Source organism: Burkholderia sp. BC1 (assembly GCF_052683555.1).
Map to the genome: position 1 here is coordinate 22,286 of NZ_JBQYLP010000052.1, position 19,690 is coordinate 41,975.

Below are 19,690 nucleotides of genomic sequence, written 5' to 3' on the forward strand. Positions count from 1 at the left end.
CGGTTCAGCGCCGCGGCAGCGTATCGCGCGGCAGCTGCTCGTCGTCGTCCATCAGATGCCGGCGCCCTTCGGTCGGCCGGCGGATCGCCGCGACGACCTCCGCTTCGGTCACATCCTCCGACACGACGCGGCGCGCGAGACGCCCTTCGTCGTCGATCCATTCGACGATCCGGCATCCGCCGCCCCAGGGCTGGCGAATCGGTTCGGATACGCGGCAGCCGCGCAGGTTGTAAAGACGTCCGCCGGGCGCATCCCCATACCGTTTCAACATAGGTTCCCTTCGCATTGCACGGTTCGACAATCCGGCAAAGGATAGGAAAAAGTCGTGTCCGGCAGGTTACCGCGGCCTACATATTCTTTACAGTGAATTACGCGACAGATCGCGCGCCCTGCCGCTCGGCTGCGCGCTCATTCGAGGCCGCGCACGCGGTCGATCGCCTGCTCGAGCCGCTCGACCGCCATCACGTTCAGCCCTTCGATCGCCTGCTTGGGCGCATTCGCCTTCGGAATCAGCGCGGTCGTGAAGCCGAGCTTCGCGGCCTCGCGCAAGCGCTCCTGCCCGCGCGGCGACGGGCGGATCTCACCGGCCAGGCCGACTTCGCCGAAGACGATCAGCCCCTTCGGCAACGCCTTGTTGCGCATCGACGAGTGAATCGCGAGCAGCACCGCGAGATCGGCCGCGGGCTCGGCGATCTTCACGCCGCCCACCGCGTTCAGGAACACGTCCTGATCGAAACACGCGATGCCCGCATGCCGGTGCAGCACGGCGAGCAGCATCGCGAGCCGGTTCTGCTCGAGGCCGACCGCGAGCCGGCGCGGATTCGGCACGTGCGCGGTATCGACGAGCGCCTGGATTTCGACGAGCAGCGGGCGCGTGCCCTCCTGCGTGACGAGCACGCACGAGCCGGGCACGACTTGCTCGTGCTGCGACAGGAACAGCGCGGACGGGTTCGCGACGCCGCGCAGCCCGCGCTCGGTCATCGCGAACACGCCGAGTTCGTTGACGGCGCCGAAGCGGTTCTTGAATGCGCGCACGAGCCGGAACGACGAGTGCGTATCGCCTTCGAAGTACAGCACCGTGTCGACGATGTGCTCGAGCACGCGCGGGCCCGCGAGGTTGCCCTCCTTCGTCACGTGGCCGACCATGATGATCGCGGTGCCCGACTGTTTCGCGATGCGCGTGAGCTGCGCCGCGCACTCGCGCACCTGCGCGACCGAGCCCGGCGCGGAGGTCAGCGCCTCCGAGTAGACGGTCTGGATCGAGTCGATCACCGCGACGTCGGGCCGCTCCGCGTCGATCGCGGCCTGGATCTTCTCGAGCTGGATCTCGGCCAGCAGCTTCAGCTCGGCGGCCGGCGCGGCGCCCTCGAGCAGCGCGAGCCGTTGCGCGCGCAACGCGATCTGCGCGGCCGATTCCTCGCCGCTGATATAGAGCGCGCGCCGCTCGCTCGCGATGTCCGCGAGCGACTGCAGCAGCAGCGTCGACTTGCCGATGCCCGGATCGCCGCCGATCAGCACGACGCCGCCCGCGACGAGGCCGCCGCCGAGCACGCGATCGAATTCGCCGATCCCGGTCGAGAAGCGCGGCACGTCGGCCGCCTCGATGTCGACGAGGCGCTGGACGGGCGCGCGTTTCGCGAGCGACTGGAAGCGATGGGCGGTCGGCGATTCGGCGACCGATTCGACGAGCGTATTCCAGGCCTGGCACGACGGGCACTGCCCCTGCCACTTCGGGGTTTGTCCGCCGCACTCGCTGCAGACATAGACGGTTTTCTGTTTTGCCACGCGCGCGCCCTTATTCCGCCCGCACCGGCACGCGGGCCGCGACCGCGCACATGAGCTCGTAGCCGATCGTCCCGCAATGGCGCGCGACGTCGTCGATCGACAGCGCATTGCCCCACAGCTCGACGCGCGCGCCGACGCCGGCCTGCGGACACGGGGTCAGGTCGACCGTGATCATGTCCATCGAAACGCGCCCGACAATGCGCGTGCGGATGCCGTCGACGATCACCGGCGTGCCTTCGGGCGCGACGCGCGGATAGCCGTCCGCGTACCCGCATGCGACGACGCCGATCCGCATCGGCGCCGGCGCGGAGAACGTCGAGCCGTAGCCGATCGCCTGCCCCTTGCCGATCGACTGCACCGCGATCAGCTCGGACGACAGCGTCATCGCCGGCTTCAGCCCGGTGTCCGCGATATCGGACGACAGCCCCGACGGCGACGCGCCATACAGCACGATCCCGGGCCGCACCCAGTCGAAATGCGTATCCGGATGCCATAGCACGGCCGCGGAATTCGCGAGGCAGCGGGCACCGGCGATGTTCGCCGCGCCGCGCTCGAAAGTCGCGAGCTGCTCGGCGACGCCCCGCTCGTTGTCGGCATCCGAAAAATGGGTCATCAACGTGATCTGCCCGATGCTCGGACACGCGCGGGCGCGCTCCCATGCGGCGCGGTATTTCTCCGGCGCGTAGCCGAGCCGGTTCATGCCGCTGTTCATCTTCAGCTGCACGTTGACGGGCTTCGACAGCCGCGCGGTTTCCAGCATCCGCATCTGCTCGTCGTTGTGCACGGTGGTCGTCAGGCTATAGCGGTCGATGACGTCGATGTCGGTCGAGCGGAAGAAGCCCTCGAGCAGCAGGATCGGGCCCGCCCAGCCGAGCTCACGCAGCTTCACGGCTTCGTCGAGATCGAGCAGGCCGAAGCCGTCGGTGCCGCGCAGGCCCGGGAACACGCGCGCGAGCCCGTGGCCGTACGCATTGGCCTTGACGACCGCCCAGACTTTGGACGGGCCGGCATAGCGGCGGACGACGGAGAGATTGTTCGCGAGAGCGGCGGTGTGGATGGTGGCGGAGATCGGGCGCGGCATGGGAAATTTACGTAAAGACGCTTGCGAATCATCAGCTTACCGCGCCTTTTGAGCACCGAAGCCGACAATTTGCGGAACGATCGGGGAATCTTGCTAGTCCGAACTGCCGTATTTTCGTGTTATAAAGCCGTGCGCACAACCCATTTCGAACGGAATAAGCCGATCGCATACCTGGCGGCCTACGCGGCCAAGCCGCAGCGACGAAAGCATCGCATCAGATGAAAAAAGGTTTTTACACCATCATGGCCGCGCAGTTTTTCTCGTCGTTGGCCGACAATGCGCTTCTCATCGCCGCCATCGCCCTGCTGAAAGACCTCCACGCCCCGAACTGGATGACACCGCTGCTCAAGCTGTTCTTCGTGTTGTCCTATGTGGTGCTCGCGGCGTACGTCGGCGCGTTCGCCGATTCCCGTCCGAAGGGCCGCGTGATGTTCATCACCAATTCGATCAAGGTGGTCGGCTGCCTCATCATGCTGTTCGGCGCGCATCCGCTGCTCGCGTACGGCATCGTCGGCTTCGGCGCGGCCGCCTACTCGCCCGCCAAATACGGCATTCTGACCGAGCTGCTGCCGGCCGACCGGCTCGTCGCCGCGAACGGCTGGATCGAAGGCACGACGGTCAGCTCGATCATTCTCGGTACCGTGCTCGGCGGCGCGCTGATCAGCCCGCATATCGCATCGCACGTGATCGCGCACACGCCGTCGTGGATCGGTACGCCGGCCGAAGCGGCGATGGCCATCATCATGGCGCTGTACGTGATCGCCGCGCTGTTCAACCTGCGCATTCCCGATACCGGCGCGCGCTATCCGAAACAGGAGCGCGGGCCCGTCAAGCTCGTCACCGATTTCGCCGACTGCTTCATGGTGCTCTGGCGCGACAAGCTCGGCCAGATCTCGCTCGCGGTCACGACACTGTTCTGGGGCGCCGGCGCGACGCTGCAGTTCATCGTGCTGAAATGGGCCGAGGTCTCGCTCGGCATGACGCTGTCCGAAGGCGCGATCCTGCAGGCCGTGGTCGCGGTCGGCGTCGCGGGCGGCGCGATCGCCGCCGCGGGGCGGATTCCGCTAAAGAAGTCGCTGACGGTGCTGCCCGTCGGCATCATGATGGGCATCGCGGTGATGCTGATGGCGTTCTACACGCGCGACCTGTTTCCGTCGCACTGGGCGCTGCACATCGGCCGTCTGCGCCTGCCCGTGTATCTGATCGTCGCCTACGTCTTCCTGATCGGCGTCGGCGCGCTGTCGGGCTACTTCGTCGTTCCGATGAATGCGCTGCTGCAGCATCGCGGCCACGTGCTGCTGTCGGCCGGCCATTCGATCGCGGTGCAGAACTTCAACGAGAACCTGTCGGTGCTCGTGATGCTCTGCCTCTATGCGGTGCTCGTCTGGCTCGACGTGCCGGTCGGCGTCGTAATCGTGCTGTTCGGCACGTTCGTGTGCCTGACGATGTGGCTCGTGATGCGCCGCCATCAGGCGAACCAGCGCCAGTTCGATTCGGTCGCGCTGATCGGCGAATCGCGGCACTGACGCTACACTTCCCGTTTCCGTCCGTTCGCGCCGGCCGTCGAGCCGGCGCGTTGCCATCATGACGCATCCGATACCCAACGTGCTGACGATCGCCGGCTCCGACTCCGGCGGCGGCGCCGGCATCCAGGCCGACCTGAAGACGTTCTCCGCACTCGGCGCATACGGCGCGAGCGCGATCACCGCGCTGACCGCGCAGAACACGCGCGGCGTCACGGGCGTGCACGCGCCCGATCCCGCGTTCGTGACCGCGCAGCTCGACGCGGTGTTCGGCGACATCCGCATCGACGCCGTGAAGATCGGCATGCTCGCGAACGCGCCGATCGTGCACGCCGTCGCCGACGCGCTGCGGCGTTACGCGCCGCGCTTCGTCGTGCTCGACACGGTGATGATCTCGAAGAGCGCGCATGCGCTGCTCGCGCCCGACGCGGTCGACGCACTGCGCGACGCGCTGCTGCCGCTTGCGACGGTCGTCACGCCGAACCTACCGGAAGCGGCCGCGCTGCTCGGCGACGCGCCCGCGACGACCGAAGACGACATGGTGCGCCAAGGCCGCGCGCTGCTGCAAACCGGCGCACGCGCGGTGCTGATGAAAGGCGGCCACCTGCCCGATGCGGCCGCGAGCCCCGACTGGCTCGTCGCGCAGGCGGGCGCCGTGCGGCTCGACGGTGCGCGCGTGCCGGTCAGCAATACGCACGGTACGGGCTGCACGCTGTCGTCCGCGATCGCCGCACTGCTGCCGCAGCAGCCCGACCTCGAAAGCGCGGTGCGCGAAGCGAAGGCCTATCTGACCGGCGCAATCGCCGCGAGCGGGCAGCTCGACGTCGGCCACGGCGTCGGCCCCGTCCACCATTTCCATCGCTGGTGGTGAGCCCGCGCCGGGGCTCGCTCAGCCGGCCAGCGCGGCAAAGGCCTGCGCGCGCGCCGGCCAGTCGTCCGGCACGATGAAGCCGCGCGCCGTCTCGTACCACGTGCCGTCCGATTCCGCTTTGTAAACACCGATCAGCGCGGGCGCCGGGCGCTCGGACAGCGCCGCCGGCAACGCGCGCGTGTCGGCGAACGGCACGGGCGGCGTGCCGGCGCTTGCCGCGCTTGCCTCGTTTGCCGCGATCCGCCGCGGCGCGAGCCAGGCGAGCCGCGGCAGGACGCTCCAGGCAGCGTCCGCCGGCTGCGCGGCGGCCCATTCCGCCCACTGCGCATGCGCGAGCCAGAAGCCGCGCGGATGATCCGGCGCGATGTCGGCCGAGACGGGCGGCACCGGTGCGCGATGCGGATAGAACAGCCAGCCCTTCACGAACATCTGCGCCTCGGACAAGGGACCGTAGCCGAGCCGCGCGAAGCCGTCGCGGCGACTCAGCGTCAGCTGATGCTCGACGAGCCGGCTGCGTTTGCGATCGAACCGGTCGACGAGGTTCGGTCCGACGAAATCGGCCAGCGTCGCACGCTCCTGCACCGGTGCGCATAGATAACACTTCACCGCGAGTTCCCAATGCAAGCGGCGGCCGTCCCGTGCATCGACGAGAAAGTCGACTTCGCCGAGCGTGTGGCCATGCGTGCGCAGCGGCAGATTGGCCGCGACGAGCGACAGCGACGGGCCGTGTGCGAGGAAATATTCGAGCAGGCATTCCGCATAGCGGCCGAGCCGCACCGGGCGCAGCCCCTCGAGCGCACGATGCAGCGGCGCGGGCGACGCGTCGAGCGCCGCGAGCCATGCTTCGGCGGCGCTCTGCTCGGCCGCGGTCGACCATGGCTGCGCCAGCGGCGCGCCGGGCGCGGCGCTCAGCAGGCTCGGACTGGCGAGCAGCCACCCGAGGTCGCGGACCGCGACGTCGCGCAGCGTATCGACGAAGGCGAACGCCGCGCGCCCGCTCATGGCGCGGCCGGCGGCGGCGCGTCGGGAGCGGGCGACGCCGCGAACGTGTCGCGCGCCAGGCACAGGTCCGCCCATGCCTTCGCCTTGTCCGGCAGGCTGCGCAGCAGATACGCGGGGTGGTACGTGACGATCACCGGCACGCCTTCGTAAGCGTGCACGCGGCCGCGCAACGATGCGATGCTCGCGTCCGTCTTCAGCAGCGTCTGCGCGGCGAAGCGGCCGAGCGCGACGATCAGCTTCGGCTTGACCAGCGCGACCTGCCGCTGCAGATACGGCTCGCAGCGCGCGACCTCGTCCGGCTCCGGATTGCGGTTGCCCGGCGGCCGGCACTTGATCACGTTCGCGATGTACACGTTCTCGCCGCGCTGCAGCGACAGCGAGCGCAGCATGTTGTCGAGCAGCTTGCCGGCCTGACCGACGAACGGCTCGCCCTGCTTGTCCTCGTTTTCGCCCGGCGCCTCGCCGATCAGCATCCAGTCCGCTTCGCGGTCGCCGACGCCGAATACCGTGTTCGTCCGCTTCTCGCACAGGCGGCAGCGCGTGCAGTCGGCGACGCGCGCGGCGAGTGCGTCCCACTCGAGCATGGCGACCGGCGCTTCGGCCGCGCGCGGCTCGGCAGCCGTTGCCGAATCGCCGGGCGGCGCGGCGTCGAACCACGCGAAATCGTCGTCGGCGACGGGCGGCATGTCGGCGGACGGCGAGGCGGCCTGGGCCGACGCGATCGCAGTGAGCACGCCGGGCACGTCATCGGCCGGCTGCGGCGCACGCGGCGTGTCGACAGGATCGCCATCGGCGACGGGCGCAGCAGCGCGCATCGGCGCGCCTGTCGACGCATCGTCGTCCGCCCGACGCGCGACCGGTTGGGCCGCCTTCTCGTGTGCTTCGCGCGCCGCCGCGGGCCGCGACGGCACCGCGTCCGATGCGGCCGCAACGGTCGCCGCGCCGGCGCCGGCGGCTTCCGACTGCGCCGCGACGGCCGCATCGTCGGCCGCCCCGCCGCTCGCGCGCTGGCCGCGCCGTACCCAGATCTGCGCGAGGCCCATCTCCTCGAGCGCCGCTTCAGCCCACGCCATGCGCGCCTCCGTCCTTGTTCAGCGTCAGACGCATCACGATCGCGTCCTCTCGGCTGCGATGCCGCGCCGGATAGTAGTTCTTGCGCCGGCCGATCGTCACGAAGCCGAAACGCTCGTACAGCTGGATCGCGCGCGGATTCGACGGCCGCACTTCGAGCAGCACGCCGTCGAGCCGCTCCGCGCGCGCGATGCGCACGGCTTCGCGCAGCAGCGCGAGACCGGCGCCCGAGCGCTGCGCGGCGGGCGCGACGCAGAGATTCAGCAGATGCATCTCGTCGATGACGGGCATCAGCACGCAATAGCCGACGAGCGTGCCCGTCACGTGACGCAGGCACACGCCGAAGTAGCCGTTGCGCAGCGAATCCTCGAAGTTGCCGCGGCTCCACGGGAATTCGTAGGCGGCCTGCTCGATCGCGACGACTTCGTCGAGATCGGCATCCGTCATCGGCGACAGATAACGGTCGCTCAGCAGGACGCCCGTCATCCCTGCGCCCCGTCCGTGCGCGCTGCGCGCGCCGCGATCCGCTCGGCTGTCGTCTGCGCGACCTTGTCGCGCACGTATTCCGGCGCAGCCTGATCGGCCGGCACGACACGCCCTGCGCGGAACGCGCGCAGCGCCGCATGCGCGACCGCGAGCGCATGCGGCAGCGCTGCGCCGTCGATCGTCGTCGCGCGCGCGGCCGCGGGCAATTGCGCGCCGAACGCGGCAGCCGCGTTGCCGGCGAGCGTAAACGGCGCATCGGGCACGCCGACCGCCGCCGGCGCGTCGAGCGACGCCGGATGCAGCGTGCGCCAGTCGTGCGCCTCGTCGTCCCAGGCGAAGTCGGCCCAGTACGCTTCGTCCATCCGCGCGTCGAGCGCCGCCAGCACGCGCGTCGTGCCGGGCGCGCGCAACCGCGCGTGCTCGGCGCATGCGAGCAGCGTGCCGATCGGCACGACCGGCAGCCCGCGCCCGAACGCGAGGCCCTGCGCGATGCCGGTGGCCGTACGCAGGCCCGTAAACGAGCCGGGGCCGGCGCCGAACGCGATCGCGTCGCAGTCGGCGAGCGTGAGGCCGGATTCGGCGAAGAGCTCCTGGATCGCCGGCAGCACGCGCGTGCTCGACACGGCACCCGTCATCTCGTGACGGAACCAGGTTTGCGGGGAAGAAACGGCGGCATCGGCCGGGGCCGAGCGCAGCAGCGCGACCGAGCAGTATTCGGTCGACGTATCGATGGCGAGGAGCACTGTTTGCGTCATGGCCGACATTGTAATGCGGCGCCCCGCCCTGACGGGCGATCGCGGCCGATCTTCGCGTGCAGGCGCGGCCGTCGGCGGTTTGGAAGGATCGCTCGACCCTGCGCGACGGCCCGCTTGTTAAGATCGGCCGACTCGAAACCCTTACGGAGACACCCGATGAGCGACCTCACCGCCCGATTCGATCAGGCCCAGATCGACGTGAAGCAACTGACCGAGCGGCCCGGCAATCTGACGCTGCTGCGGCTGTACGCGCTGTTCAAGCAGGCGACCGACGGCGACGTCCACGGCGACAAGCCCGGCTTCACCGACATCGTCGGCAAATACAAGTACGACGCGTGGGAAGCGTTGAAGGGCACGCCGCAGGACACCGCGAAGCAGCAGTACATCGAACTCGTCGAATCGCTGAAGAACGGCACCGCTTCCTGACCGCCGGCCCTCGGCCTTCAAACCGGTGGCGCAGCGCAGCAAAATTCGTTACAATGCTGGCTGCGTCACTTCCGCGCTCGGCCTGTAGGCCGCTCCGGCCGGACGCCACGTAGCGTTAAGCTCCAATCCGGTTTAGAACCTGTCCCCTCCTGCTTCGGCCCTTGCGGTCGTCACTTATCAGGCTGGCGGTCCCGCTCCTGCAGCGCGCCGCACCCAAAACAGCTTCTAATGCCTCCGTCCGCCGTCCGTTCGGCGGATTGCACCCGTTTCCCGATTTGCTCGCTGAATCCGACGACTTGGGTATGCGCGATTGGCGCCGACGTTTCACCCACTGTGTTTCAAGGATTGTTATGACTTCGAGCATCAACTCCAGCCCGCTCAACGCGATCGCCGACCAGGCGCTCGGTCTCGACGCCGCCGCACCGGCCGCCGACGAACCGAGCTTCGCGTCGCTCGGGCTGTCGCCGGAGATCGTCTCCGCGCTGCAGGCCGCCGGCTACGTGAAGCCGACGCCGGTTCAGCAGCGCGCGATTCCGGCCGGCATCGCCGGCCGCGACCTGCTGGTGTCGAGCCCGACCGGTTCGGGCAAGACGGCCGCCTTCATGCTGCCCGCGATCGAGCGTTTCGCGCAGCTCCAGAAAGCGCAGGCGCAGCAACCGCGCGCGCCGCGCGAAGCGAACCAGGGCGAGCGCCGTGCGCGCCGTCCGCAACCCGTCGCGCGCCCGGGCCTGCTCGTGCTGACGCCGACCCGCGAACTCGCGATGCAGGTAACGACCGCCGCATCGACGTACGGCAAGCATCTGAAGCGCCTGCGCACGGTCAGCATCCTCGGCGGCGTCGCCTACGGCCAGCAGCTGATGCTGCTCGCGAAGAACCCGGAAATCCTGGTCGCGACGCCGGGCCGCCTGCTCGATCACCTCGAGCGCGGCCGCATCGACCTGTCCGAGCTGAAGATGCTCGTGCTCGACGAAGCCGACCGCATGCTCGACATGGGCTTCATCGAAGACATCGAAACGATCGTCGAGGCAACGCCCGAGTCGCGCCAGACGATGCTGTTCTCGGCCACGCTCGACGGCAAGATCGGCTCGCTGACGAGCCGCCTGCTGAAGGATCCGGAGCGCATCGAGATCCAGCAGCGCCTCGAATCGCGCGCGAACATCGCGCAGACGGTCCACTACGTCGACGACCGCGACCACAAGGATCGCCTGCTCGATCACCTGCTGCGCGACGCCGCGCTCGACCAGGCGATCATCTTCACGGCGACCAAGATCGACGCCGATCAGCTGGCCGGCCGCCTCGCCGACGCCGGCTTCCAGTCGGCCGCGCTGCACGGCGACCTGCCGCAGGGCGCGCGTAACCGCACGATCCGTGCGCTGCGCGAGCGCCGCGTGCGCGTGCTGGTCGCGACCGACGTCGCGGCGCGCGGCATCGACATTCCGGGCATCACGCACGTGTTCAACTACGATCTGCCGAAGTTCGCGGAAGACTACGTGCACCGGATCGGCCGTACGGGCCGCGCGGGCCGTTCGGGAATCGCGGTGAGCCTCGTGCATCACGCGGAGCAAGGCGCGCTCAAGCGCATCGAGCGCTTCGTGCGTTCGCCGCTGCCGGTCAACGTGATCGAAGGCTTCGAGCCGCGCAAGACGCCGCCGCGCAACGATCGCGGCAACGGCCGCGGCCGCCCGGGCGGCGGTAACGGCGGTCGACGTCTCGGCGGCAAGCCGGGCGGCGGCCACGGCGGTCACGGCCGCAGCTATGGCGGCGGCAACGGCGGCGGCTGGAGCGGCAAGCCGGGCGCGAGCCGCGACGGCGGCCGTCGTGACGGTCAGCGCAGCAGCGGCCCGCGACGCAGCAATTCCGCGTCGTAAGTGCACACGGGCGGCTTGCGAGCCGCCCCGCGCATCCGATCGACCGGCGCATCCGCGCCGGTTTTTTTTCGTCTCGCCCCGCTTTTCACGATACGAAAAAATCTTTTGTCTCGTAAAAAATCATGCTGCGTGGCACAACCGTGCCGATTGCAGGATAAAAAAAGGCGTTTCTCATCGCGAAACGTCGATCATAAATACATGATTTTCAAAGAATAAAAATTTCAAACCATCCCGACATAGCCCCTGTTTCGCGCGACGCGATTTGCCTAGACTCTTATACAAGACTTCACGAAACGGAACGCAGCACAGCCGGCTTCGCGAACAGCATCACCACCGTCCGATTCAACCGATAGGCAACACACCACTTCAAGGAGCTCATCATGTCGCGTCAGCAACAGGCACAGGAACTGCAAAAGCAATGGGAAACCGATCCGCGCTGGAAGGGCATCAAGCGCAGCTACACGGCTGAAGACGTGGTGCGCCTGCGCGGCTCGATCCAGGTCGAGCACACGCTCGCGAAGCGCGGCGCCGAAAAGCTGTGGGAGCTGATCAACAACGAGCCGTTCGTCAACGCGCTCGGCGCGCTGACCGGCAACCAGGCGATGCAGCAGGTCAAGGCCGGCCTGAAGGCGATCTACCTGTCCGGCTGGCAGGTCGCGGGCGATGCGAACGTCGCCGGCGAGATGTATCCGGACCAGTCGCTGTATCCGGCGAACTCGGTGCCGCTCGTCGTGAAGCGCATCAACAACACGCTGACGCGCGCGGACCAGATCCAGTGGTCGGAAGGCAAGAACCCGGGCGACGAAGGCTATGTCGACTTCTTCGCGCCGATCGTCGCCGACGCGGAAGCCGGTTTCGGCGGCGTGCTGAACGCATTCGAGCTGATGAAGGCGATGATCGAGGCAGGCGCATCGGGCGTGCACTTCGAAGACCAGCTCGCATCGGTCAAGAAGTGCGGCCACATGGGCGGCAAGGTGCTCGTGCCGACGCGCGAAGCGGTCGCGAAGCTCTCGGCCGCGCGTCTCGCGGCCGACGTGATGGGCACGCCGACCGTGCTCGTCGCACGTACCGACGCGGAAGCCGCTGACCTCATCACGTCCGACATCGACGACAACGACAAGCCGTTCCTGACCGGCGAGCGCACGGTCGAAGGCTTCTTCCGCACGAAACCGGGCCTCGAGCAGGCCGTGTCGCGCGGCCTCGCGTATGCGCCGTACGCCGATCTGATCTGGTGCGAAACCGGCAAGCCGGATCTCGAATACGCGAAGAAGTTCGCGGAAGCGATCCACAAGCAGTTCCCGGGCAAGCTGCTGTCGTACAACTGCTCGCCGTCGTTCAACTGGAAGAAGAACCTCGACGACGCGACGATCGCGAAGTTCCAGAAGGAGCTCGGCGCGATGGGCTACAAGTTCCAGTTCATCACGCTCGCCGGCTTCCACGCGCTGAACTACTCGATGTTCAACCTCGCGCACGGCTATGCACGCACGCAGATGAGCGCGTTCGTCGAGCTGCAGCAGGCCGAGTTCGCGGCGGCCGACAAGGGCTTCACGGCGGTCAAGCACCAGCGCGAAGTCGGTACCGGCTACTTCGACGCGGTCACGCAGACGGTCGAGCGCGAAGCGTCGACGACTGCCCTGCACGGCTCGACCGAAGACGAGCAGTTCTTCGACGGCAAGAAGGTCGCGTAAGCGTCGCGCGCCACGCGCCGCCGCTGTCGCGCCCGGGACCGGGCCGCCAGCGGCGGCGACGACAGAACGAGAACCAGGGAGGAGACGGCCGGCGCGCTCCACGCGACCGGCCGCGCGGCCTGCGGGCCGCTTGCTACGACGCGCGCCGGCACCGTCCGGCGCGCCTTTTTTCGGCGCCGGCCATGCGCCACGCGCAGCGCCGGCACCGCGATCACCGATAGACGATCACCGGAATCTTCGTATGAGTCAGCACGCGCTGCGTCTCGCTGCCGATCAGCAGGCTGCCGAGCCCGCGACGTCCGTGCGACGCCATGAAAATCACGTCGCAGCCGCCGCGCTCGGCCGCCTCGATGATCCCGAGGTACGGCGACGGATGCACGCTCGTCCACGTATCGCAGACGACACCCGCCGCCTTCGCGGCCGTTTCGACTTCGTCGAGATGCGCGCGTGCCTCGCGCTCGCTGCGCGCCCGGAAATCGGCGGGCGGCTCGATGATCACTTCGGAAAACGGCGAATACGGATACTGCGGCAGGCACGCATACGCGGTCACGCGTGCATTGACCGCGCGGGCCAGATCGATCGCGCCGTCGATCGCCTTCTTCGACAGTTCGGAACCGTCGGTTGGAACGAGGATGTGCCGGAACATCGCGCCCTCCTGCGTCAATGGCATGCCGCGCGCCGCCGCGCCGTCCCTGCTCGTCGCGACGCCGCGCGCCTGCCTGTTTCGATTGTAGTGCGCGACGCGGCAGCGGCGGCAGCGGATTGGCCCGCATGTTGCCGCGCGACGCTATTCGCTCCAATAACCGGGCCGCTCGTACGTGTGCTTCAGGTAATCGAGAAACAGCCGCACGCGCAGCGGCAGGTGCCGGCGCTGCGGAAACACGGCGTGAATGCCGATCGGCGGCGCCGCGAACGCGTCGAGCACGCTGACGAGGCGGCCGGCCGCGATGTCGTCGCCGACTTCCCACCACGATCGCCATGCCAGACCGTGGCCGGCCAGGCACCACTCGTGCAGCACCGCGCCGTCGGAGCACTCCATCGTGCCGCTCACGCGGATCGACACGACCTTGTCGTCTTCCTGGAATGTCCAGCCGCGCTGCTGGTTCGCGTTCGCGGCGAGCGCGAGGCAGTTGTGGCGCGCGAGTTCCGCGAGCGTCGTCGGCGTGCCCCGCCGCGCGAGATACGCGGGCGACGCGACGCACACGCGCCGGTTCTCGCCGAGCTTCAGCGACACGAGCGACGAATCGGGCAGCTCGCCGAGCCGCACCGCGCAATCGAAACCTTCGTTGACGAGGTCGACCATCCGGTCCGACAGATCGAGCGTGACCGACACGTCCGGATGCGCGCCGCTGAAGTCGGGCACGAGCGGCGCGACGTGGCGGCGGCCGAAGCCGGCCGGCGCCGTGATGCGCAAATGGCCGCTCGCCTTCACGCCGCCGGCGGACACGCTCGCTTCCGCGTTCTGCATGTCGTTGATGATGCGCTGGCAATCCTCGAGGAATGCGGAGCCCTCGAAGGTCAGCGTGAGCTTGCGCGTCGTGCGCACGAGCAGCTTGACGCCGAGCCGCTCCTCGAGCGCGTCGAGACGGCGGCCGATGATCGCCGGCGCGACGCCCTCCGCGTGCGCGGCCGCCGACAGGCTGCCTTTCGCCGCGACCGCGACGAACGTTTCGATCTGTTTGAACCGGTCCATGAATCGAAAGGGACGGCACGCCGTCCCGCTCTGATGACTGAAGCGGCTCAAGATTAGGTATATGAAAGTAAAAGATCAAGTGATGATTAGCGTCTTTTTTGACACCAGCGATCACGAATAGAATCGACTCGACCTCTGAAATTGGAGCGCAAGGCTATGTCGGCCACAACGACACTCTCCTCTCCCGACGCCATCCTGTTCGACGCATTCGGCACGTTGTTCGACGTGCATGCCGTCGTGGCTGCGGCTGAGCAGATGTTCCCCGGTCGCGGGGAACGGTTGTCGCAGCTGTGGCGACGCAAACAAATCGAATACTCGCAGCTGCGCACGCTCGCCGATCCGGCCGGTGCGCACTATCGCCCGTTTCGCGACATCACGCTCGACGCGCTGCGCTTTGCTGCGCGCTCGCTCGGCGTCGCGCTGAACAGCGCGGCCGAAAAGCGGCTGATGGACGAATACGCGTGTCTGTCCACCTATCCCGATACGGTGCCCGCGCTGCGCAAGCTGCGCGCGCTGGAGCCGCGTCCGCCGCTCGCGATCCTGTCGAACGGCAATCCGCAGATGCTCGACATCGCGATCAAGAGCGCCGGCATGACCGGCCTGTTCGATCGCGTGCTGTCGGCCGACGCCGTGCGCGCGTACAAGCCGAGTCCGGCCGCCTATGCGCTCGGCACCGCCGCGTTCGGCGCGAACCCGCGCGACATCGTGTTCGTGTCGTCGAACGCGTGGGACGTCGCGGGCGCCGGCTGGTTCGGCTACACGACGTTCTGGCTCAACCGCACGGGCGCACCGGCCGAAGAACTCGGCGTGCCGCCCGACGGCACCGGCACCGGCATGGCCGATCTGCACGCATTCCTCGCCACCCCGGCTCCGTCCGGCAGAGCGGCGAACCGCACGCGTCCCGGCCCGGGCGCATGACGTTCGCATCGCTGCCGCCTTCCCCCTTCACCGAAACCGCAACTGACCGACCAAGGAGATGAGACCCATGAGCACCCCGATCACGCTGCCGCAAGGCATGGCGATCACCGGCGAGATCAAGCCGGGTTACGAAGCGATCCTGACGCCCGACGCGCTCGAGCTCGTCGCTTCGCTGCATCGCGCGTTCGAACCGCGCCGCCAGGCGCTGCTGCAGGCGCGCGTCGAGCGCACGAAGCGTCTCGACGCCGGCGAGCGCCCCGATTTTCTGCCCGAGACGAAGGCCATCCGCGAAGGCGACTGGAAGGTCGCACCGCTGCCGGCCGACCTGCAGTGCCGCCGCGTCGAGATCACCGGCCCCGTCGAGCGCAAGATGATCATCAATGCGCTGAACTCGGGCGCCGATTCCTACATGACGGACTTCGAGGATTCGAACGCGCCGAGCTGGACGAACCAGATCGACGGCCAGATCAACCTGAAGGACGCGGTGCGCCGCACGATCTCGCTCGAGCAGAACGGCAAGTCGTACAAGCTGAACGACAAGATCGCGACGCTGATCGTGCGTCCGCGCGGCTGGCACCTCGACGAGAAGCACGTGACGGTCGACGGCCAGCGCGTGTCCGGCGGCATCTTCGATTTCGCGCTGTTCCTGTTCCATAACGCGAAGGAGCTGATCGCGCGCGGTTCGGGCCCGTACTTCTACCTGCCGAAGATGGAAAGCCATCTCGAGGCGCGCCTGTGGAACGACATCTTCGTCGCCGCGCAGGAAGCGATCGGCATTCCGCGCGGCACGATCCGCGCGACGGTGCTGATCGAGACGATCCTCGCCGCGTTCGAAATGGACGAGATCCTCTACGAGCTGCGCGAACACAGCTCGGGCCTGAACGCGGGCCGCTGGGACTACATCTTCTCGGCGATCAAGAAGTTCAAGAACGATCGCGACTTCTGCCTCGCCGATCGTTCGAAGATCACGATGACGGTGCCGTTCATGCGCGCCTACGCGCTGCTGCTGCTGAAGACCTGCCACAAGCGCAACGCGCCGGCGATCGGCGGGATGAGCGCGCTGATTCCGATCAAGAACGATCCGGAAGCGAACGAGAAGGCGATGGCCGGCGTGCGTTCGGACAAGCAGCGCGATGCGACGGACGGCTACGACGGCGGCTGGGTGGCGCATCCGGGCCTCGTGCCGATCGCGATGGAGGAATTCGTCAAGGTGCTCGGCGACAAGCCGAACCAGATCGGCAAGCAGCGCGACGACGTGCAGGTCGAGGGCAAGAACCTGCTCGACTTCCAGCCCGAGGCGCCGATCACCGAAGCGGGCCTGCGCAACAACATCAACGTCGGGATCCATTATCTCGGCGCGTGGCTCGACGGCAACGGCTGCGTGCCGATTCACAACCTGATGGAAGATGCGGCCACCGCCGAGATCTCGCGCTCGCAGGTGTGGCAGTGGATCCGCTCGCCGAAGGGCGTGCTCGACGACGGCCGCAAGGTCACCGCGGAACTCGTGCGCGAGTTCGCGAAGGCCGAGCTCGAGAACGTGAAGCGCTCCGTCGGCGGCAACACGCAGCCTTACGAGCGTGCGGCGGCGATCTTCGAACAGATGTCGACGTCGGAAGGCTTCACAGAATTCCTGACGCTGCCGCTGTACGAGGAAATCTGATACGGCCGGCCGCCGCGGCGCACAGCCGCGTGCCGGCCGGTTCGTTCGTCAAAAGTCAAAAAGCGCCCTGCGGGGCGCTTTCTTTTTTGCGACGGCCGGCTCGTCGGCGCGGACGCCGACGCTCACGTCGCTCACGCCGCTTCGCGCTCGCGCCGATGCCGAACCCAGTCGCCCGATGCGATCCGCGGACGGTCGGCCGTGGCATGTGCGGCGACCGGGTAGTACAGGCACGCATACTGGCGGCCGCCGAGTTCGACGGTCACGCTTTCCTGACGGAACAGCGTGTCGACGCCCGGATACACGCGCTCGATCTCGTCGAGCACGGGCACCAGCCGCTCGTCGATCTCGTACACGTCGCCCCAGACGATCGACGTGCCGGCGCGCGCGGCCGTCATGCCCGGATACGTGCCGAAATCGTACAGTTCGCCTGGCAGCGCCGCCGCGCCGATCAGCGTCGGCGCGGGAATGCCGTGCCGCGCGGCCGCAAGGCCGATGTCGTTGATCTCGCCGGCCCTCAGCGTGCCGTAGACGAATACGTAGCGCATCGATCTCTCCTTCAGCGATTCGCGTGCAGTCGCACGTCGGGTCAGGTCAACGACGTCGCGCTCACGAGCACGCCGTCGTCATCCGCGTAGATCCATTCGCCCGGCGCGATCCGCGTGCCGAGCACCGTGACCGGCACATCGCGCTCGCCCGCGCCGCGCTTGTCGCTCTTGCGCGGATGCGTCGCGAGTGCCAGCACGCCGACCTTGCATTCGCGCAGTTCGGCCGCATCGCGCACGCATCCGTGCACGACGATGCCGGCCCATCCGTTCTTCTCGGCCAGCGCGCCGAGATTGCCGCCGACGAGCGCACAGCGCAGGCTCGCGCCGCCGTCGACGACGAGCACGCGGCCGCCGCCGTCCTGCTCGAGCGCCGCACGCACGAGCGTGTTGTCCTCGAACACCTTCAGCGTCGCCGCCGGTCCGGCGAAGCGCGCCGCGCCGCCGTACGGCCGCAAGGCCGGCTGCAGCACGCGCAGCGTGCCGGCGGCCAGTTTGTCCTCGTGGGCGTCGCAAAGATCGGTTGTTGCAAACGTCATCGGTTCGTCTCCTTCGATCGAGGGGCGCGCTGCGGCACGGTGAACGCGAAGGCCGTCCCGCCCATACAAAGTTCATTGAAACGCTGCATTATCGACCCAAAAGCCGCCGCCTGCGCTTGCACGGCCCCTTCTACAATAACGGCATCGCCCGCCGCTCCAGTCCGAACCGCTCATGCATCCGATCGTCCCGGCCGACGCGTCGAATCCGTACGACGTCATCGACATCCCGCCCGAGTTCGCGCCGACGCGCGCGCACCCGATGCGCGTGCGCGCGCGCCACGTCGCCGCGGGCAGCCGCATTCCGCTGCACACGCATGCGTGGGCGCAGCTCGCGTACGCGTCGCGCGGCGTGCTGCGCGTCGCGACGACCGGCACGACCTGGATGGTGCCGCCGTCCCGCGCGATCTGGGTGCCGCCGCACGTCACGCACGAAGTCGCGATCGTCGAAGAGGCGTACCTGCGCACGCTCTATATCGACGAGTCGATCGTGCCGGACGGGCTCGCCGCGTGCCGCGTGGTCGAAGTGACGGGATTGCTGCGCGAGCTGATCGTCGCACTGGACGCACGCGACCTCAGCGACGGACGCGAGCGCCTGCTGTGCGGGCTCGTGCTCGACGAACTGAGCCGCGCGGAGCCGTTGCCGCTCGCGGTGCCGATGCCCGACGAAAAGCGGCTGCGGACGCTCTGCGAATCGGTGCTCGCGCAACCGGCAAACGCCGAATCGCTCGAACACTGGGCGAGCGAGGTCGGGGCGAGCACGCGCACGATCTCGCGGCTCTTCAAGCAGGAACTCGGCGTGAGCTTCTCGCAATGGCGGCAACAGGCGCTGCTGGCGCGCGCGATTCCGTTGCTGAATCAGGGGCGCCCGCTGTCGCATATCGCGCGCGAGCTCGGCTACCAGAGTCAGAGCGCGTTCTCGGCGATGTTCCGGCGCGCGTTCGGCGAAAGCCCGCGTGCCTTCATGCTGCGCGGATACGAGCACCGCGGCACCGAGCGCGTCGCACCGAGCGACGACATGCGCGACGACGACGCGCACGATACGGCGCGCTGAGCCTGCGCGTCAGACCGGCCGCACCATGTGACGGATCGAGCCGAGCTGCGCGAGGCGCGGCCCCGTCACCTGATAACCCATGCGGCGGTATAGACGCGCGGCCGGATTGTCGACGAACACGCGCAGTTGCAGCTCGTGCAACCCGCGCGCACGGGCCCAGCGATGCGACATGTCGAGCAGATAGGTGCCCGCGCCGCGGCCGCGATGGCCGGCCGCGATCTGCACGTCGCGGATATGCAGCGAGTCGCCCTCTTCCGTCACGCGCAGCACGCCGATGCGCTGACCGTCGGCTTCGAGAATGAAATTCTCCGATTCGCGCCAGCTTGCGTAGAACAGGTCGCTGCGCCATACGAGCCCGTGCCGCTTGTAATAGCCGCCCATGTTGCCGTGCGTGAGCGCCTCGGCGAACGGGAAATCGCCGGGCTCCGCAGGCCGGAGCTGATACAGGAGTCGCAGGTCGGTCGGATCGAGCATCGCGCGGGGATCAGGAAGGCATGCCGTCACGATAGCGCAGTCGCGTGCGGATGCAATCGCGAATTTCTCGTAGCGCGGCGCATCCCTTCGAGCCCCGCCGGAAGCCGCGCAGGCGGCTTCCTCCGCTCCGCAGTCACGCGCCCGCAAGCGGGCGCAACCGGAAACGCAAATGAAAAAGCCCGCACAAGGCGGGCTTCTTCATTTTCTGGCGGAGCGGACGGGACTCGAACCCGCGACCCCCGGCGTGACAGGCCGGT

At 68.2% G+C, this 19,690-nt stretch carries 20 protein-coding genes; 8 read left to right on the forward strand and 12 right to left on the reverse strand.

Annotated features, from left to right (window positions below; genetic code table 11):
* Window positions 1–4: 4 nt before the first annotated feature.
* The 3 genes from ACSHSS_RS22285 to alr all read right to left on the reverse strand — a co-directional run bounded on the left by ACSHSS_RS22285 (window position 5) and on the right by alr (window position 2,866).
* Window positions 5–271: a DUF2866 domain-containing protein gene (locus ACSHSS_RS22285; RefSeq protein ID WP_006402628.1), complete on the reverse strand. Its 267-nt coding sequence runs from the start codon at window positions 269–271 to the stop codon at window positions 5–7.
* 137 nt (window positions 272–408) lie between these two features.
* The gene (radA, locus tag ACSHSS_RS22290; protein ID WP_006402627.1) at window positions 409–1,785 is read right to left on the reverse strand and encodes a DNA repair protein RadA; all 1,377 of its coding nucleotides are present in this window, start codon (window positions 1,783–1,785) and stop codon (window positions 409–411) included.
* 10 nt (window positions 1,786–1,795) lie between these two features.
* Window positions 1,796–2,866 carry an alanine racemase gene (gene alr, locus ACSHSS_RS22295; RefSeq protein WP_006402626.1) on the reverse strand — a complete coding sequence of 357 codons (1,071 nt, stop codon included), beginning with the start codon at window positions 2,864–2,866 and terminating at the stop codon, window positions 1,796–1,798.
* 218 nt (window positions 2,867–3,084) lie between these two features.
* Between alr and lplT the strand changes: the two genes are divergently transcribed.
* Entirely contained in the window at window positions 3,085–4,392 is a 1,308-nt protein-coding gene (gene lplT, locus ACSHSS_RS22300; protein ID WP_445545553.1) for a lysophospholipid transporter LplT, read from the forward strand.
* A gap of 58 nt (window positions 4,393–4,450) precedes the next feature.
* Entirely contained in the window at window positions 4,451–5,260 is an 810-nt protein-coding gene (gene thiD, locus ACSHSS_RS22305; protein ID WP_054317089.1) for a bifunctional hydroxymethylpyrimidine kinase/phosphomethylpyrimidine kinase, read from the forward strand.
* A gap of 18 nt (window positions 5,261–5,278) precedes the next feature.
* Here thiD and ACSHSS_RS22310 read toward each other — a convergent pair whose 3' ends face one another.
* Genes ACSHSS_RS22310 through tsaB form a run of 4 tightly spaced genes read right to left on the reverse strand, consistent with a single transcriptional unit; the run spans window position 5,279 to window position 8,583 of the window.
* A complete protein-coding gene (locus tag ACSHSS_RS22310; protein WP_445545554.1) occupies window positions 5,279–6,262 on the reverse strand; it encodes a DUF1853 family protein in 984 nt (327 codons plus the stop codon).
* The gene (locus tag ACSHSS_RS22315) at window positions 6,259–7,335 is read right to left on the reverse strand and encodes a uracil-DNA glycosylase (protein WP_445545555.1); all 1,077 of its coding nucleotides are present in this window, start codon (window positions 7,333–7,335) and stop codon (window positions 6,259–6,261) included. Before ACSHSS_RS22315 ends, ACSHSS_RS22310 begins: the two co-directional genes overlap by 4 nt.
* Complete coding sequence (gene rimI / locus ACSHSS_RS22320) at window positions 7,322–7,819, reverse strand: ribosomal protein S18-alanine N-acetyltransferase (RefSeq protein WP_006402620.1); 498 nt, start codon at window positions 7,817–7,819, stop codon at window positions 7,322–7,324. The genes ACSHSS_RS22315 and rimI overlap by 14 nt, the downstream gene beginning before the upstream one ends.
* Entirely contained in the window at window positions 7,816–8,583 is a 768-nt protein-coding gene (tsaB, locus tag ACSHSS_RS22325; protein WP_012213124.1) for a tRNA (adenosine(37)-N6)-threonylcarbamoyltransferase complex dimerization subunit type 1 TsaB, read from the reverse strand. The genes rimI and tsaB overlap by 4 nt, the downstream gene beginning before the upstream one ends.
* Window positions 8,584–8,730: 147 nt before the next feature.
* On the opposite strand from tsaB, the gene ACSHSS_RS22330 reads away from it, so the two are divergent.
* The 3 genes from ACSHSS_RS22330 to aceA all read left to right on the forward strand — a co-directional run bounded on the left by ACSHSS_RS22330 (window position 8,731) and on the right by aceA (window position 12,556).
* Complete coding sequence (locus tag ACSHSS_RS22330; protein WP_006402618.1) at window positions 8,731–9,000, forward strand: acyl-CoA-binding protein; 270 nt, start codon at window positions 8,731–8,733, stop codon at window positions 8,998–9,000.
* Window positions 9,001–9,350: 350 nt separating this feature from the next.
* Complete coding sequence (locus tag ACSHSS_RS22335; RefSeq protein WP_445545556.1) at window positions 9,351–10,868, forward strand: DEAD/DEAH box helicase; 1,518 nt, start codon at window positions 9,351–9,353, stop codon at window positions 10,866–10,868.
* Window positions 10,869–11,248: 380 nt separating this feature from the next.
* Entirely contained in the window at window positions 11,249–12,556 is a 1,308-nt protein-coding gene (gene aceA / locus ACSHSS_RS22340; RefSeq protein ID WP_006402616.1) for an isocitrate lyase, read from the forward strand.
* A gap of 211 nt (window positions 12,557–12,767) precedes the next feature.
* On the opposite strand, the gene ACSHSS_RS22345 is transcribed toward aceA, so the two are convergent.
* Both ACSHSS_RS22345 and ACSHSS_RS22350 read right to left on the reverse strand, forming a co-directional pair.
* Window positions 12,768–13,202 carry a universal stress protein gene (locus ACSHSS_RS22345; RefSeq protein WP_006402615.1) on the reverse strand — a complete coding sequence of 145 codons (435 nt, stop codon included), beginning with the start codon at window positions 13,200–13,202 and terminating at the stop codon, window positions 12,768–12,770.
* A 141-nt stretch (window positions 13,203–13,343) separates the two neighbouring features.
* Window positions 13,344–14,249 carry a LysR family transcriptional regulator gene (locus ACSHSS_RS22350; protein ID WP_445545557.1) on the reverse strand — a complete coding sequence of 302 codons (906 nt, stop codon included), beginning with the start codon at window positions 14,247–14,249 and terminating at the stop codon, window positions 13,344–13,346.
* Between the two features lie 156 nt (window positions 14,250–14,405).
* On the opposite strand from ACSHSS_RS22350, the gene ACSHSS_RS22355 reads away from it, so the two are divergent.
* Both ACSHSS_RS22355 and aceB read left to right on the forward strand, forming a co-directional pair.
* Window positions 14,406–15,167 (forward strand): haloacid dehalogenase type II, encoded by a 762-nt coding sequence (locus ACSHSS_RS22355; RefSeq protein WP_445545558.1) that lies wholly within the window; start codon window positions 14,406–14,408, stop codon window positions 15,165–15,167.
* Window positions 15,168–15,234: 67 nt separating this feature from the next.
* Window positions 15,235–16,827: a malate synthase A gene (gene aceB / locus ACSHSS_RS22360; RefSeq protein ID WP_006402612.1), complete on the forward strand. Its 1,593-nt coding sequence runs from the start codon at window positions 15,235–15,237 to the stop codon at window positions 16,825–16,827.
* Window positions 16,828–16,958: 131 nt separating this feature from the next.
* Here the strand turns inward: aceB and ACSHSS_RS22365 are convergent, their stop codons facing one another.
* A complete protein-coding gene (locus ACSHSS_RS22365) occupies window positions 16,959–17,372 on the reverse strand; it encodes a gamma-glutamylcyclotransferase family protein (RefSeq protein WP_006402611.1) in 414 nt (137 codons plus the stop codon).
* Between the two features lie 41 nt (window positions 17,373–17,413).
* Window positions 17,414–17,908, reverse strand: coding sequence for a ribonuclease E activity regulator RraA (gene rraA, locus ACSHSS_RS22370; RefSeq protein ID WP_006402610.1), 495 nt, complete (start codon window positions 17,906–17,908; stop codon window positions 17,414–17,416).
* Window positions 17,909–18,080: 172 nt separating this feature from the next.
* On the opposite strand from rraA, the gene ACSHSS_RS22375 reads away from it, so the two are divergent.
* Complete coding sequence (locus ACSHSS_RS22375; protein WP_006402609.1) at window positions 18,081–18,959, forward strand: AraC family transcriptional regulator; 879 nt, start codon at window positions 18,081–18,083, stop codon at window positions 18,957–18,959.
* A gap of 9 nt (window positions 18,960–18,968) precedes the next feature.
* Here the strand turns inward: ACSHSS_RS22375 and ACSHSS_RS22380 are convergent, their stop codons facing one another.
* A complete protein-coding gene (locus ACSHSS_RS22380; protein WP_006402608.1) occupies window positions 18,969–19,433 on the reverse strand; it encodes a GNAT family N-acetyltransferase in 465 nt (154 codons plus the stop codon).
* Window positions 19,434–19,690 lie beyond the last annotated feature (257 nt).